This window comes from Puniceibacterium antarcticum, assembly GCF_002760615.1.
In the GTDB taxonomy this organism is placed as follows: Bacteria; Pseudomonadota; Alphaproteobacteria; order Rhodobacterales; family Rhodobacteraceae; genus Puniceibacterium; species Puniceibacterium antarcticum.
The window spans coordinates 50,692-66,714 of the sequence record NZ_AWWI01000050.1 but is presented as its reverse complement, the minus strand read 5'-3'; the positions used below and the strand labels follow the sequence as shown (position 1 = coordinate 66,714).

Here is a 16,023-nt window from a genome sequence, read left to right as displayed (position 1 = left end):
CATTACCCACAGACTTATCCACAACACCAACCAACAGAACACACAACACAGGAGGGAAAACCCGCCCGACTCAACCAAACACACGAATCCTCACACCAAAAATCGGCAAAAACGCTCTCCACAGGATTCGGGAGCAAGGCTGCCCGAAATCGGCCAATCTGGTGTGCGATCTGGCGCAACACGGCTTTTGGACATCGTTTGAGCGAAACTCCTGCCATAAAGAACGCTCTGCGCTTTTCAAATGTCCAAGCCGTCCCCAGACTAAAACGGAAAACACCACAGACAGAGACCCCTGCCATGATTGCCTCTCCTTATATACCTGCCCCCCGGACTGATCACTGCCACTCCAGAATGCAGACGATTGAGCCCCGTATACTTCGCCCCGTATATATCGTCATGCGGGGTCTGCGATGACCTCTGACGGCAACCTCTGGCGCCACTCCTGTCGGGAGGAGGTCGAAACGCATCCCCTGGCCGCAGATGCCAGTGCGGACATCGTGATCATCGGCGCTGGTTTCACGGGCTGTTCTGCCGCGCTTGAGGCAAGTCAAAGAGGCGCTTCTGTCATTCTGCTGGAAGCGAACACGATCGCCCACGGTGGATCAGGGCGCAATGTCGGGCTGGTGAACGCAGGTCTCTGGTTGCCGCCAGATGATGTACTGGCCCAAATGGGCGAGGCAGACGGCAGCCGCCTGATCGACATATTGGGCAAAGGCCCGCAGATGGTCTTTGACCGGGTGAAAACCTACGGGATCGACTGTGAGGCGACACAGAGTGGCACGCTCCATCTGGCTCATGCTCCGGCTGGCATGCGCGATCTTGAAAACCGTTTCCGGCAGGGCAATCGTCACGGGGCTCCGCTGCAACTGCTGGATGCCAAGGAAAGCCGGACCCGCACCGGAAGTGCACAGTTTCATGGCGCGCTTCTGGACCCACGGGCAGGAACGATTCAGCCACTGGCCTATTGTAGCGGCCTTGCGCGCGCGTCCCTGAACCTTGGCGCGCGGGTACATGAGAAGTCCCCTGTGAGCGCCATTGAATCCACCGCCGGTGGCTGGATCGTTCATGCAAACGGGCACAAGATCCGTGCGGGCGGCCTGCTGCTGGCCACCAATGCGTATCATGAGAAGATTGCCGGGGCTCAGACACCGCACTACGTCACAGTCAGCTACAGCCAGTTCGCGACAGAGCCGCTTTCCCCCGAGCAAATTGCAACGGTTCTTCCCGGACAGGAAGGTTGCTGGGACACAGCGCTGGTCATGTCCTCGATCCGCATAGACAAGGCCGGACGACTGATCGTCGGCGCGATGGGCGACGCGATGGGGCCAGGTGCCATGATCCACACCGCATGGGCGCGCCGCAAGCTGCGCCAGCTTTATCCGGCGCTGGCCGATGTGCCGTTCCGGTATCAATGGCGCGGGCGTATCGCGATGACGCGCGACCACATTCCCAAGGTGGTGGCATTCGGCCCCTCAGCCTATGCCGTCTTTGGCTATTCGGGACGAGGGATTGCGCCCGGAACGGTCTTTGGAACGGCGGCCGCCGAGGCGTTATGCGAAAACCGCCCGGACGCCTTCCCGGTGCCGGTACGCCAGACCTATTCGGAACGGTTCAAAGGCGTGTTGTCCGCCTACTACGAATTTGGCGCTGTGATGACCCACGCACTGCGGCCCGGCCCGATGGGATAAGGCCGAAAGCCCCCCCCTGCCCCGTCCTGGGGGGGGGTGCGGTTGCCGGTCCAGCGCCTATTTTCGCCAAAGACCTAGAACCCGCCGCCAATCAGGCCGCGCGGCAAGAGGCGCTTGGCAACACTGTCACTCATCACATGGCGCTGTATGCCTGAGACAAAACCGAAAGCCTGTCCGCGGCGCGGGCGATCCGCCCTGGGCAGGCGTCGTCGCAGGCACGCTCTTGAACACTGCAATGTCTCAACCAACTCCCGATGTTCCGGCACCGATGCACCAGAAACCCAAAAATCTCCGGCGCACACGCAGGAATATTAAAATAAAAAATCAAACTCGTGCGGGAAAACCCTTAACATGACGCGCGGATATGCGTCTTGAAGTCAGAAATACAGGGAGCAAAGCGGGCGAACCTCGCGAAGCCGCATCCTGATCAGAGTACCGGAACAAATCAAGCACGTCTTGACCCTGACGGCACGAACTGATCCTGTCGGGTTCCACTTACATGAGTCTGGTCAATGTCCGACGTCCCCCACTGCAGTCTAAATGATGATCCCCGGCAGCAGATTGCGATCAGGGCGAAATGCACCGCAAAGGTTAATTTTGCCTCCGCACAGAATGATGTGGCGGTGCTGCAGTCTCTGGTGATCGCAAATCTCGGAAAGGATCCAATTCAGGGAATCGCAGTGACGGCGCATTCCGAACCACCTGTTCTGGGCCGGACAACCTGGAACATTGACCGGATTGCCGGTCAGTCGGAAATTGCAGTGACGGATCTGGCAACGAAGCTTGATATCACCCGGCTGGCAGGGTTGAACGAAGCGGAAACCGGTGAGCTGATCCTGACCGTCACGGTCGATGACGCTCAGATGGCCGAGCAACGCCAGCAGCTCGAACTGCTTGCCCGGGATGAATGGGGCGGTGTCGGCGAAATGGCGCATCTTCTTGCGGCCTTCATCTCTCCGAATGATCCGGTTGTCGCATCGATCCTGAAAGAAGCCTCGCGCCTACTGGAGCGTGCAGGCCATGATGGCGCGATTGATGGATATCAGTCGCAGGATCCCGGTCGTGCCTGGCTTCTGGCTGGGGCGATCTGGTCCGCAACAACGGGCATGGGGCTGAGTTATGCCGTGCCGCCTGCCTCTTTCGAACGACAGGGGCAAAAGGTCCGCAGCCCGGGGCGCATCAGGTCGGAAGGTTTGGCAACCTGCCTCGACACCTCACTTCTGCTTGCCGCAGCGTTCGAGGCGGCAGGCCTGAACCCCGCAGTTCTGTTCGCGGACGGGCATGCCTGGGTTGGTGTCTGGCTCACCAAACGTGACTTCGGACATGTGACCGAACCGGATGTGATCACTGTGCGAAAAGCCGCGCAGGCGCGGGAATTTGTCCCCATCGAAACCACGCTGCTGACCAAACGCCCCTCGATCGGTTTCGAGCAGGCTGTCGACGAAGGGCGTCGCAGGCTGTCCGAAGATCGTGAAAGCGAATTCATCATGGCGGTCGATGTCACGCGCGCCAGGGCTGCCCGCATCCGCCCGCTGGCACGCCATGAGCCATCCACCGAAACCGCCGAAAGCACACAGGAAGACGCATCACCCGCAGCGCTTCCCAAACCGCTGCCTTTCGATTTTCTGCCCGGCGAGATCCGTGAAGAAGCCCCCGATACCCCCTTCGGGCGGATCGAGAGATGGCAGCGCAAGCTTCTGGATCTGTCACTGCGCAATCGCCTGCTGAATTTCACGGATACAAAACAATCCCTGCCCTTCCTGTGCCCGGATGTCTCGGCGCTGGAGGACGCTCTGGCGGAGGGCAGAAAGTACTCGATGTTGGCGCTGCGAGAAGATGATCCCATCGGCAATCGCACGCTGACACCCGAAGACCGTCAGCGCATAGAAGAAGACGTGTCGCGCGACACGTTCGAGCGGCGCCAGATCGCGGTGCCGCTCACCGGGCGCGAAATGAACAACCGGCTTCTGACGCTCTACCGCAAAGCCAAGAGCGATATGCAGGAGGGTGGCACCAACACGCTGTTCCTGGCCACCGGCTTCCTGCGCTGGAAAAAGACCGAGGGCGACACCCGCAGCTATCGCGCGCCTTTGCTGCTGATCCCGGTCAAGCTTGAACGCAAATCCGCGCAGTCGGAATTCAAGATTGTGCATCACGAGGATGATGTGCAGATCAACTCTACCCTCTTCCAGTTCCTGAAACGCGACTTCGACCTGCGCGTGCCAGAGCTTGAGGGCGATCTGCCGACAGATGACAGCGGCATCGACATGGCGCGGGTTTTCGAAATCATGCGCCAGAAGGTCCGTGATGTTGCCGGCTTTGAGGTCGTCGAAGAACTGGCGCTGTCGACGTTTTCCTTTGCGAAATACCTGATGTGGAAAGATCTGGTGGATCGCACCGACCAGCTTCGGGAAAACCCGCTGGTGCGTCACCTTGTCGACAACCCGAGCGAGACCTTTGAAACCCGGGGCGAAAGCGTCTTGCCTCGCGATCTGGACCGGCGGCTTTCCCCAAATGAACTTCTGACGCCGCTTCCGGCAGACAGCTCGCAACTCGCCGCTGTGGTGGCTGCAGCCGAGGGTCAGGATTTTGTTCTGATCGGTCCGCCGGGCACGGGCAAAAGCCAGACCATCGCCAACATCATCTCGCAATGCATTGCCAACGGCAGGACCGTTCTGTTCGTCGCCGAAAAGGCAGCGGCGCTGGATGTTGTTCATCGGCGGCTGGCGGCGAATGGGTTGGGCGATGCCTGTCTTGAACTCCACTCGAACAAAACCGATCGAAAGTCGGTTCTTGATCAGCTGGGGCGCAGCTGGGACAGGGATATCACAAGCCGCGAAGCGGACTGGGTTGAGGTAAACGAACACCTGCGCCTGACCCGCGATCAGCTGAACGCCTATGTCGAGGCTTTGCACCGCACAGGGACGCAGGGTTTCAGCGTGTTTCAGGCCATCGGCAAGGCGGCAGAGGGCAAGGCCGGGCCGCGCCTCAGCTTTGCATCCAAAGATGCGCACGATCAGCAAACCTACAATCATCTCGTCCAGCTTGCCGCAGATCTGGAACGCACACATGACGTGGTTGCAGGTGTCTCCGCGCTCGATCTCATCGCCAGCGACGACTGGTCTTTCGCCTGGGAGGACCGGCTGATCACCGCGACAGAGAGCCTTCGCTCCTCGACCGCCTTGGTGCAGACCGCAGTCCGCCGCCTGTCGGAACGGTTGGGGCTGAGCGATGATCTTTCAGGACAGTCCGAGCGCATCGCAGCACTGAGCGCGCTCCTGCCACGACTGGCACCGGACGCGCGCAATCTGTCCCGGGTGCCAAAGCTGCCGCTGGACGAGATTGAAGGCCACAGGGCGAAATTTCGCGCACATCATGCCACAATTGAAGACGCAAAGCGGGACATGGCGGCCAGCTATGACGCGCCATCCATCGCCCGCATGCCGTTGGATCAGTTCGACGCCGATTGGCGCGCGGCCCAGATCAAGGTCTGGCCTTTCTCTGCTCTGGCCTGCCGCAGGCTGCGCAAGCTGTTGCAAACCTACGCCGAAACCGGCGCCGCTGATCCAGCCCGCGACATCAAGGCGTTGCTTGAGGCGAAAGCAGCTTATGCTGCCCTGAAGGAAAACCCGCTGGCATCTGTTGTGGACGGTGACGACATTGCCGTGCTTGATACGCTGCTCGCGCAGCATGCAGAGTTCCGCACCAGCCTCGACCGGCTGAAACCCATGGTCGAACGACCAGAGGTTTTTGGCGCAGCGATGGCAGAATTGGCGGACCGAAGCGGTCAGGATATGCGCGCCTCGCTCGAATTACTTCGTGACGGCATTGATCGGCATAAAACGGCGCTCGACGCCTTCAGGGCTGTGGCGCAGTCAGAAGTGGATGCCATGCCCCTGCGTGATCTCGCGCAGGCGCTTGATCGGATTATCGAAAACCGGGCACGTCTTTCAGACTGGACGCGCTGGATCCAGGCACGCGATGCCGCTGAGGCTCAGGGTCTTACTCCCCTCGTCGATTCAATGGCGCAGCAAAGCCTGACAGAGCCTGCGCAAAAAGCCTTTGAGCGGGCCTATGCCGCATGGTGGTTGCCGCTGGCCATGGATGCAAGTGACGAACTCCGACGGTTCGCGCATTGGGAACAGGATCACCGGATTCAGACCTTCCGCGCCCTCGACGCAAAGGCCGCTGATCTTGCACCGCGCGAGATCATGCGTCGTATTGCGCACGGTCTGCCTGCCCGCGATGAGGTGCCGCGCAATTCCGAGCTTGGCACCCTGCGCCACCAGCTTGGCCTGAAACGGCCTTCGATGCCGATCCGCGCGCTTATCGGCGAAATGCCTGTATCCTTTGCCCGCCTCGCGCCCTGCGTGCTGATGTCGCCGCTTTCCGTCGCGCAGTATCTTCCTGCAGGTCAGCAAGCGTTTGATGTGGTGGTGTTTGACGAAGCGTCTCAGATCACGACCTGGGATGCCATTGGCGCGATTGCGCGTGCCAAGCAGGCGATCATCGTGGGCGATCCAAAACAGCTGCCCCCGACCAATTTTTTTGGTCGTGCAGACGACGGAGAGGAGGACCTGCCCGAACTGGAACGGGACATGCCCTCAATCCTTGATGAAGTCTGCGCCGCCGGGATCCCTACGCGGCGTCTCGACTGGCATTACCGAAGCCGGGACGAAGCGCTGATCGCGTTTTCCAACCACCATTACTATGGCGGTGGCCTTGTCACATTTCCTGCGCCCGCGACCAACTCTGAGGCGCTGCAGTTCCATCCTGTGAAGGGCGTTTATGCCCGTGGCAAGGGCCGCACCAATGCCGCAGAGGCGACGGCAATCACCGAAGTGATCCGCACCAGACTGACATCCTGGCTCGACCTGCCAGAGGGGGACAGGCCCACACTGGGCGTCATCACCTTCAACGGCGAACAGCAGTCGCTGATCCTTGATATGCTCGACGCGCTTCGCCGCAGCGATGAACGGCTTGAATGGTTCTTCGCGGACGAGAGGGAAGAGGCCGTCATCGTCAAGAACCTTGAAAACATCCAAGGGGACGAGCGCGACGTAATGCTGTTTTCCATCACCTTCGGCCCTGACCTTGCCGGAAAAATGACGATGAACTTCGGCGCCCTCAACAGCGAGGGCGGAGAAAAGCGGCTGAACGTGGCCGTGACCCGGGCACGTCGCGAATTGCACGTCTTTGCGTCGCTCCATGCCGACGAAATTGACCTTGGACGCACACGCGCAACCGGTGTCAATCACCTCAAGGCTTTCCTTGACTATGCAGAGCGCGGCAGCATCGCCCTGCCCGCGCAAGACATGGGATCGCTTGGCGCCGCCGAGAATATCTTTGAACAGGCCGTGGCTGATGCCATCTCTGCCAAGGGATGGGAGGTCAGAACGCAGATTGGCGTTTCGGGGTTCCGGGTCGATCTTGGCGTCGTGCACCCTGATTTCGCGGGCGCCTATCTTGCCGGGGTCGAATGTGACGGGGCGCAGTACCACTCCTCGGCCACTGCGCGGGATCGCGACAAGGTCCGTCAGGCGGTGCTCGAAGGGCTTGGATGGAACATCCTCCGAATCTGGTCCACTGACTGGTTCCGAAACCCGGGATCCGTCGTTGCGCGTATTCACGACTCCCTCACTGTCCTGCTGGACGACGACCGGACAAGGCGTGCGGCGCAAACCAAGAAGGATGTCGGACAAGACGGCGAAGAGCCGATGAAGCTGCTGGCCGCGCCGGATGGCCGCTGAACACTCTGCATCCCAAATCAGGGCTTTTGGCCAATGTGCGCAACTTGGCAAAAACGAGGCGTTTGCGGTTCAGTGACCCGTGGCGCGCGCCTCGACAGGCCCACCTCGCGCAGGATCACGCCACAGCACTGCCAGAAAAGACTTGTGATATGGCAGAACCAAAACACCGGACATGGGGACGGCAAACATCGCCCCGCCAAACAAATTTCATCATAAATTCATAGTTTTGCGCAATGTGAACGGAACCATTGGCATTACAAAGAGTTATAGCATGTTATCCGACACACATATGTTGCCGGACAGAAACCAAAACCCAAGGAAATCAGCTATATGCTAAAAAGGTTTTTCCTAGGCATTCTGGCCGTGGCGTTCATCGCTGCGGTCGGTTTCGGTGTCTATACCTACAAACCCGCAATCGCCCCCGTTACCGCAGATCAGCATGCAGAGTTCGATCCTGCCGTCGTGGAAAAAGGCCGCATTCTGGCCGCGGCCGGGTATTGCGCAACCTGTCACACCTCGGCAGACGGGGCGCCCTATGCGGGCAATTATGCCATGGAGACAGGCTTTGGCACGATCTATTCGACCAACCTGACCCCGGATATGGAGACCGGCATCGGGTCCTATTCGCAGGCAGCCTTTCGCCGCGCCATGCACGAAGGCGTCGACCGTGAGGGGCGTCACCTTTTCCCCGCATTTCCCTACGATCATTTCACCAAGATGAGCGATGAGGATGTCGACGCGATCTATGCCTATATCATGACAAAGGTCGCCCCGGTCGCGTCAGAGCAGACAGCGAACGAACTGCCCTTTCCGCTGGATCAACGCGTTCTTCAGTCGGGTTGGAAGCTGCTTTTTGCCGATTTCGGCCCGTATGAACCCGACGCGGAACATTCTGACGCGTGGAACCGCGGCGCCTATCTTGCTGAGGGTGTGACACACTGCGGCGCATGCCACACACCCCGAAACGCGCTTGGTGCAGAGAAATCCGGCGAGCAATATGCCGGGGCTGAAATCGACCGCTGGATCGCACCGGCGCTGACCTCTGCCAATGCCTCCGCTGTGCCTTGGACAGCCGCCGAGTTCAAATCCTACCTCGAAAACGGCGCGGCCACCTATCACGGCATCGCGGCCGGCCCGATGGGCCCCGTGGTCCATGCCGGTGTGCGCGAACTGCCAGAGGATGACATCAGCGCGCTGAGCATCTATCTTGCTGACAAGGTCGGCGCGACCGAGGATGATCCCGCGCAAAGCGAAGTTGTTCTGGCCAGCCTGCGCAACAACCGCCCCGATCCGCAGTACCGTCGCGAGCTTGGCGAACGGCTCTATGCGACGGCCTGTGCCTCCTGCCACTATAATGCCGAACAGATCGAACAGGGTCGCCCCGATCTTGGCATCAACTCGGCCACGAACCTCGACGATCCGACCAACCTCATCCACGTCATGCTGGACGGGGTGAATGCCCCCGAGGGGATCGCGGGTGTGGTCATGCCGGGCTTTCGCCATGCGCTGAACGACACCCAAATCACCGCGATAGCCGCCTATCTGCGCGACAAGCGCGCTGGCAAACCGGCATGGCCGGATCTGGCGAATTCCGTCGCCACCATCCGGGCAGAAGCCCCTGTCGCGCACTGACATCCTGAGGAAACGCAAAATGATACAGTTCAAGATCAACGGGCGAGACGTCAGCCTGGACGCAGACCCGCAAACACCGCTGCTGTGGGCCATCCGTGATGAAATCGGCCTGACAGGCACAAAATTCGGCTGTGGCATCGGCATGTGCGGTGCCTGCACCGTGCATGTGGGCGGGCGCGCGACGCGGTCCTGCATCACGCCGATATCCGACGTGGCAGGCACTGAAATCACCACGATCGAGGGGCTCGACACCGACTCGAACCATCCGGTGCAGGAAGCCTGGCGTAATCTGCGCGTGCCACAATGCGGCTACTGCCAGTCAGGCCAGATCATGCAGGCTGTCGCACTGTTGCAGGACATCCCGAACCCCAGCGACCAAGACATCGACGCCGTGATGACAGGCAATCTGTGCCGCTGCATGACCTATCCACGCATCCGTCAGGCCGTCCGCGACGCTGCAACCGCAATGAACGGAGCACAGGACAATGGGTAACAAACTTATTTCACGCATGAACAATACGACCAGAAGTGGCGACATGACACGCCGCGGCTTTCTCGTCTCCATGACCGCAACCGGTGTTGCCTTTGGTTTTCCACGCGCCTCCTCTGCCGCGATGGATCCGGCAGCCTCCAACGGCATACCGATCGAAGCGACGGGTGACCCGTTCGAACCCACCCTGTGGTACTGGATCGACAGCGATGGCCGGGTGAACGTCAACATCATCCGCGCTGAAATGGGTCAGCATGTCGGCACTGCAATCGCCCGCATCCTTGCTGATGAGCTTGAGGTCGCATGGGACAGCGTCCACATCACCCATGTCGACACGGCCGAAAAATGGGGCACCATGGTCACCGGCGGCAGCTGGTCGGTCTGGCAAAGCTGGCCGGTTTACCGCCAGGCGGGTGCCGCAGGCCGCACCGCGCTGATCGAGGCGGCTGCCAGCCAATGGGGTGTGGACCCCGCCACCTGCACCGCGCGCGACGGATCCGTGAGCGATGGCAGCAATACCATCAGCTACGGTGACCTTGTCGCCGCTGGGATCGAACGCTCTTTTACAGAGGACGAACTGCAGGCTCTGCCACTGAAGCCGCATTCCGAATTGCGGCTGGTGGGCAAGGATGTGACCGCGCTCGACATCGCAAACAAGACCAACGGCAAGGCGATCTATGGCCTTGATGCCAAGGTTGACGGCATGGTCTACGGCGTCCCCCTGTTGCCTCCGACGCGCCTCGGATCCAAGGTTTCGGCTGTGGATGACAGCGGCGCAAAGGATGTGAAGGGGTATCTGCAAACCCTCACGCTCGACGATCCGTCCGGCACCGTGCCCGGCTGGGTTGTGGTTCTGGGTGAAACTCTGATGGCCGCAAAATGGGCGTCCGCGAAGATCAAGGTAACTTGGGCGGCTGGCGAAACCGCAGGCGTGTCAGAGGCGGATATCAATGACCGCTCACGCCAGCTGATTGCCGATGGCACCACTGGCGCGATCCTGCCGACCGAAACGCCCGACACAAGCGCCGCTTTTGACGCTGCCGCCAATGTTCTTGAGGCGGAATATGTGACCCAGACCGTGTTGCATTTCCAGCTTGAGCCGGTGAATGCGACCGTCTTTCAGAATGCCGAAGGCATGTGGGAAATCCACACAGGCAACCAGTGGCAATCGCTGATCCTGCCGACACTGTCGACCGCGCTGGATACCCCGGCGGATCAGATCGTGATGCGCACTTATATGCTGGGCGGTGGCTTTGGCCGTCGCCTGAACGGGGATTACACCGTTCCGGCAGCGCTTGCCTCCAAGGCGCTGGGTGGCAAGCCGATCAAGCTGGTGTTCTTCCGCGAAGATGACGCCCAGTTCGACAGCCCCCGCTCGCCCAGCGTGCAGAAGATGCGCATGGCGTTTGACGGCGACAACAAGGTCATCGGGATGGAACACCACGCTGCGGCGGGTTGGCCAACCGGAGTGGTGGTGCCGTCCTTCATGCCCAAGGGGGTGAACGATGAACCCTATGATCCCTTTGCCATCGACGGGGCCGATCACTGGTACACCGTCGGCGCGCACAAGGTCCGGGCGATTACAAACGATCTGGCGAACAAGACGTTCCGCCCCGGCTGGCTGCGTTCGGTCGGACCCGGCTGGACCAACTTTGCGGTCGAAAGCTTTATGGACGAAGCCGCCCACAAGATCGGGACCGATCCGCTGGAGTTCCGCCTGCAACACCTCAAGGCCGAAGGGTATAACGCCGGCTCTGCGCCAAATGCCGTAGGCGGTGCGTCCCGTCAGGCGGCTGTGCTGCGCCGTGTCGCGGAAATGTCCGGCTATGGGGCAACGGACCTGCCCGCCGACACGGCCATCGGCATCGCCACCACCTTCGGTCAGTCGCGCAGCATGCCAACCTGGACGGCAGGCGCCGTGCAGCTGCATGTGGACCGCAAAACCGGCCAGATCGACGTGCAAAAGATGTGGCTCGCGTTCGATTGCGGCACGGTGGTCGACCCGGACGGCGCGCTGGCGCAGTGCGAAGGCGCAGCGCTCTGGGGTCTGTCGATGGCGCTTTACGAAGGCACCTCTTTTGAGAATGGGAATGTCAGCGATCTCAACCTCGGCAGCTATACCCCGTTGCGGATGATCGACACGCCCGAGATGGAGATTGCCTTTGTCGAAAGCACCGAGGTGCCGGTGGGCCTGGGTGAACCCGGAACCACGGTGATCGCCCCGGCCATCGCAAACGCGATCCACGCGGCGGTCGGCGCCCGTCTGCGGCATCTGCCGATCCGGCCCGACGATATCCTTGCCGCGCTCAACGCCTGACATGACAACAGGCGCCCGAAACATCGGGCGCCTGTCTGTTTTCGGAACGGGTGGCACATCTCGGGCAACTCAGACTGAGTCAAACCCCGCCGCGTTCAGTCCCGGACAACCTGTTACGTCCGCTCAGCGACGTCTGACGGAGTTTCCGCCGTCAATGATCCGGTTGATCAGGTCAGCAACGCCTTCGTGCATCTCTGCTTGCCCGTCTTCCCCAGCATCATGAGCATGTGCAGCTGCGGCATCTCGCAGGATTCCGACGATTTCGTTTTCCGGAAGGATGTTGTGATCGTTGAGTGCCAGCAAAAGCGACTCGCAAATAGACAGTGCGGCAGCTCCTGACAAATCAGGTTTGGGAAGATGCCTGCCGGAGGCTGGCTTGGGCGGTTCATAGCTGGACATATTTGAAATTCTTTCATTTATCGGCCCAATGCGGCGCGCCGTAGACAAGGGGCATCGCTATAGTCGCAGATTTCCTATAACCGTTACTGATCCACGGCAGGATTGCCGGGACGGTTACCCGATACTCGGTAATTGTCAGAAGCCACTCCACTCGGGGCAGGCAACCTAAAAGGGTTTTCTATGCATAGCGCTCAAAGCCCTCTCGCCTTGAAGTTGAGCAATTTCGTCGCTCTTACAGCTCCTGAGCTGCATGTCCTCGATGGGTTGCATCGACGAAGACGCAACTTTGTCGCCAGTCGTGATCTTGTGCATCAGGGACAGACGCATGCCGCCGCCTATATCCTCGCTGATGGTTGGGTTTGTTCCTACAAGCTGCTGCGCGACGGAACGCGGCAGATCGTCGATTTCCAGATCCCAGGCGATTTTCTGGGTCTGCGCTCGGTGCTCTTCCGCACAGCTGATCACAATATCGAACCGGTAACCCCGGTCGAGGCCTCTGAAGTGATGAAATCCGATCTCTTGCTGGCCTTTGAGGCAACCCCCCGGCTGGCCACGGCCGTTCTTTGGGCCGCCTCGCGCGACGAGGCGATGGTGGTCGAGCATCTGGTCGGCCTCGGGCGCCGCGACGCTGTCGAGCGAACGGCGCATTTCATGCTCGAACTCACGGCACGACTGATCCTTGTCGGGCGCGGCAGCCGCGCCGGATTCGCCTGTCCGCTGACGCAATACCATCTGGCCGACGCACTGGGGCTCAGTTCTGTGCATGTCAATCGAGTGCTGCGTCAACTGCGCGAGGATGGACTGCTGACCTTCCATAAGGGGCTGGTGACCATCCATAACTTCGACAAGCTGGTCGAACTGGCCGAATTCGACCAGGCTTATCTGGATCACGACGGCCCGCTTCTGCTTTAGCGGCCGGAATCATCCGCCTTTCCTCACCGATCAGGCAGGCAGAGGGCGACAGGTCAGACACACCTGTAGCCAGAGCGAATTCCTTGGCCGAAATGCCCGGCAGGACTCTTAGAAAAGCCACAAGCGCCCAGAGCTGATCATCGGTCTTGAGCGGACCAAAAGCGGCCTTTTCCGTCGCCCTGATGTCATTTTGAACGAAGCTGAATGTCTCATGCACGTCCGGCTCTCGGCCGGCACGGAACAGATCCGGCGGCGCACGGTTCAGATCGCGCGCAAGGGACGTCTGCGCCATACCCGGACGACCATGACAAATCGTGCAGTTTTCCAGAAACAGCTTGCCGCCTTTGGCGATCATTTGTGGCGTACCAAGATCATCCGGTACAGTGTCACAACCCCGACGATGGATTGCTGAATGATCCGCCGTCTGATGTGTGAGCGGTTGAAAGAGCGACGTGTCCGGCGTTATGGCAGAAACGTCGTAGAGTCCCGATTTGTCAAAGGCATATGTCCCGACCGTATTGACGATGGGCGCCGCCACGAGGGCGCTCAGCACAAGCAGTGGCGTTTTCATCGGGTGTCTCGTTTCTGCATCTGGATGCGGGGGTGGTGCTGGGGCGACAGCAGCTTCAAGTTGCGCAGGTCTTGCCGGGTTCGAAACAGACCAGAGCATTCGTCGGCCTGCGGCAGTCCGATACCGCCCGCGCGAAAGGCACCTTCGGATTTGATATCAGCATAGGGCGTGTGGCGGTTCTCCGAATGGGTGTTCTGGAAAGGCTTCAGTCCACCGACACCATACGGTCGGGGCTTAGGGCGACGTGGGCTCGGTCAAGGCTGGTAGCCGGATAGAAACCGTCGCTAATCTGCTTGAACCATGACGGGTAAAAATGTGCCGCGCACTGATCCACATTGGTGGTCTGGCATGAATTATGCGGTTTTGATCTGTCAGTGCCTTTGGCGCGGGCTCCGTTGATCGCTGACCCACAGGTCTGCAAAGATCTTTCCGCGTCCCGGTATCGCTTCTGAGATCGGCAGTTGCGGTCCCGCCCAAGACACGAGAGGCCGCGATAGCCGATACACTGTTCAATCGAAACGCTGTACGCCCAAGACAGCCGCATGGCACCGGCCTCATTCCCGCCACAGGCCCGACCCGAGGACCCCCAATGGACGCCATCGCCATCTCCCTTACATTGCTGCTGATCGTCGTGCTCAGCGGTTTTGTCGGGCGCAGCCTGATCCGGGTGCCGCTTCCGTTGGTGCAGATTGCGTTCGGCGCCATCGCAGGCCTCGCACCGCAGCTGGAAATCGATCTTAATCCAGAGGTGTTCTTTCTGCTGCTCGTGCCGCCGCTGCTGTTCATCGACGGCTGGCGCATCCCGACAGATGAGCTTGTCCGCGACCGATGGAATATCCTGCACATGGCACTTGGGTTGGTTGTTGCCACAGTGGTGCTGGTTGGTGCCTTCATCGCATGGCTTGTCCCCGGTTTCCCACTTGGCGCGGCGCTGGCACTGGCGGCGGCGCTTGCCCCGACAGACCCGATCGCGGTCACCTCCATCGCCCGTCGCGTACCCATCCCGCGCCGCGTGATGAACCTTCTCGAAGCTGAATCCCTGTTGAACGATGCAACTGGCCTCATCTGTCTGCGCTTTGCGGTGGCTTTTCTGCTGACAGGCAGCTTTTCCGCCCTGTCGGCTTCGGCCACCTTTTTCTGGGTGGCGGGCGCGGGTCTGGGCGTCGGATTTGTGATCACCTTCGCGATTGTCAAAGCCAAGACCTGGATCGCGGCTCGCATCGGCGAAGATCCCGGATCGCAGATTGTCGTCAGCCTGCTGATCCCCTTCGTGGCCTACCTCCTGGCCGAGGCGGTTTCGGCCTCCGGCCTTTTTGCCGCCGTCGCCGCCGGGGTCACCATGGCGCGGGCCGAAGCCACAGGTGCAGCCCTTGGTGCCACACGCATCCAGCGCAGCGCGGTCTGGGATTCGGTTCAGTTCGTTGCCAACGGCATTGTCTTTGTGCTGCTGGGCGAGCAGTTACCGCTGATCCTGACAAAGGCACAGTCGACGGTGGCCGATACGGGCCATCACAGCCTGTGGTGGCCGCTGATGCTGATCGTCGCGATCTACGCCGTCATGTTTGCCTTGCGGCTGGTCTGGGTCTGGGTCAGCGTGATCGTGTCGCGCCGTGGCGCGCAGCGCGACACCGCAAGAGAATGGCGCCTGATCGCCGCGACGGCGCTGGCAGGCTCGCGTGGCGCCATCACATTCGCGGGTATCCTGACCCTGCCTGTGGCCCTGTCGGACGGCGCGCCGTTTGTGCAGCGCGATCTTGTCATCCTGATCGCCATGGGGGTGATTGTGCTGTCGCTGATCACCGCAGCAATCGGCCTGCCGCTGCTGCTGAGTTCCGCTGCAGGCTTGCCGCCGCAGGACCGCTCACAAGAGCGTGCCGCAAGAACCGCAGCGGCGACAGCCGCGTTGAGCGAAATCGCCCGGATCAGCGCCCTGCACATCGCACCGGATACCGAAGCTGACGCATACGGAGCAGCGGCGAGCCTGGTCTCAAAACTCTATCTGCAACGTCTCGAAGCCCTTGGTCGCCAGACAGAGGGAGAGGCAACAGCCCGGCCGGACACGCGGGTGCTGCGCGAGGTGCAGCTTGCCGCCGTACGTGCAGAGCGCAAGTCGGTCTTTCTGATGCGCCGACAGAAATCCATCGGCGCCATAACAGCGCGCAGACTGGTGCGCGAACTCGACCTGCTTGAGGCGCATTACGAAATCTGATCGCATCCTGGCGGTCTGTCGCGCTGCGACGTTTCAGACCACCAGAACAGCAGCC

8 protein-coding genes and 1 pseudogene are annotated in these 16,023 nt (G+C 60.6%); 7 read left to right on the top strand and 2 right to left on the bottom strand.

Annotation, left to right across the window (positions count from 1 at the left end; translation table 11 throughout):
• The first annotated feature begins 410 nt into the window (after window positions 1–410).
• The 5 genes from P775_RS06840 (at window position 411) to P775_RS06820 (ending at window position 11,877) form a co-directional block, all read left to right on the top strand.
• On the top strand, window positions 411–1,688 hold the full coding sequence (locus P775_RS06840) for an NAD(P)/FAD-dependent oxidoreductase (protein ID WP_099910281.1): 1,278 nt from the start codon (window positions 411–413) through the stop codon (window positions 1,686–1,688).
• A gap of 512 nt (window positions 1,689–2,200) precedes the next feature.
• The gene (locus tag P775_RS06835; RefSeq protein ID WP_099910280.1) at window positions 2,201–7,438 is read left to right on the top strand and encodes a DUF4011 domain-containing protein; all 5,238 of its coding nucleotides are present in this window, start codon (window positions 2,201–2,203) and stop codon (window positions 7,436–7,438) included.
• Between the two features lie 330 nt (window positions 7,439–7,768).
• Complete coding sequence (locus P775_RS06830; RefSeq protein WP_099910279.1) at window positions 7,769–9,070, top strand: cytochrome c; 1,302 nt, start codon at window positions 7,769–7,771, stop codon at window positions 9,068–9,070.
• Between the two features lie 19 nt (window positions 9,071–9,089).
• Entirely contained in the window at window positions 9,090–9,563 is a 474-nt protein-coding gene (locus P775_RS06825) for a (2Fe-2S)-binding protein (protein WP_099910278.1), read from the top strand.
• A 43-nt stretch (window positions 9,564–9,606) separates the two neighbouring features.
• A complete protein-coding gene (locus P775_RS06820; protein ID WP_099910285.1) occupies window positions 9,607–11,877 on the top strand; it encodes a xanthine dehydrogenase family protein molybdopterin-binding subunit in 2,271 nt (756 codons plus the stop codon).
• 123 nt (window positions 11,878–12,000) lie between these two features.
• Here the strand turns inward: P775_RS06820 and P775_RS06815 are convergent, their stop codons facing one another.
• A complete protein-coding gene (locus P775_RS06815; RefSeq protein ID WP_099910277.1) occupies window positions 12,001–12,276 on the bottom strand; it encodes a hypothetical protein in 276 nt (91 codons plus the stop codon).
• Window positions 12,277–12,456: 180 nt separating this feature from the next.
• Between P775_RS06815 and P775_RS06810 the strand changes: the two genes are divergently transcribed.
• Window positions 12,457–13,188, top strand: coding sequence for a Crp/Fnr family transcriptional regulator (locus P775_RS06810; protein WP_099910276.1), 732 nt, complete (start codon window positions 12,457–12,459; stop codon window positions 13,186–13,188).
• A 118-nt stretch (window positions 13,189–13,306) separates the two neighbouring features.
• Here P775_RS06810 and P775_RS29775 read toward each other — a convergent pair.
• Window positions 13,307–13,543 (bottom strand): annotated as a pseudogene (locus tag P775_RS29775) (c-type cytochrome); the annotation flags it as partial.
• Window positions 13,544–14,348: 805 nt separating this feature from the next.
• Here P775_RS29775 and P775_RS06800 point away from each other — a divergent pair.
• The gene (locus tag P775_RS06800) at window positions 14,349–15,968 is read left to right on the top strand and encodes a Na+/H+ antiporter (RefSeq protein ID WP_099910274.1); all 1,620 of its coding nucleotides are present in this window, start codon (window positions 14,349–14,351) and stop codon (window positions 15,966–15,968) included.
• The last annotated feature ends 55 nt before the right edge of the window (window positions 15,969–16,023 follow it).

Excerpts from the sequence above, each read along its gene's own strand:
- P775_RS06840 (WP_099910281.1), top strand. The coding sequence starts at position 411 with ATGACCTCTGACGGCAACCTCTGGCGCCACTCCTGTCGGGAGGAGGTC.
- P775_RS06835 (WP_099910280.1), top strand. The coding sequence starts at position 2,201 with ATGTCCGACGTCCCCCACTGCAGTCTAAATGATGATCCCCGGCAGCAG.
- P775_RS06830 (WP_099910279.1), top strand. The coding sequence starts at position 7,769 with ATGCTAAAAAGGTTTTTCCTAGGCATTCTGGCCGTGGCGTTCATCGCT.
- P775_RS06800 (WP_099910274.1), top strand. The coding sequence starts at position 14,349 with ATGGACGCCATCGCCATCTCCCTTACATTGCTGCTGATCGTCGTGCTC.
- P775_RS06810 (WP_099910276.1), top strand. The coding sequence starts at position 12,457 with ATGCATAGCGCTCAAAGCCCTCTCGCCTTGAAGTTGAGCAATTTCGTC.
- P775_RS06815 (WP_099910277.1), bottom strand. The coding sequence starts at position 12,276 with ATGTCCAGCTATGAACCGCCCAAGCCAGCCTCCGGCAGGCATCTTCCC.
- P775_RS06825 (WP_099910278.1), top strand. The coding sequence starts at position 9,090 with ATGATACAGTTCAAGATCAACGGGCGAGACGTCAGCCTGGACGCAGAC.
- P775_RS06820 (WP_099910285.1), top strand. The coding sequence starts at position 9,607 with ATGACACGCCGCGGCTTTCTCGTCTCCATGACCGCAACCGGTGTTGCC.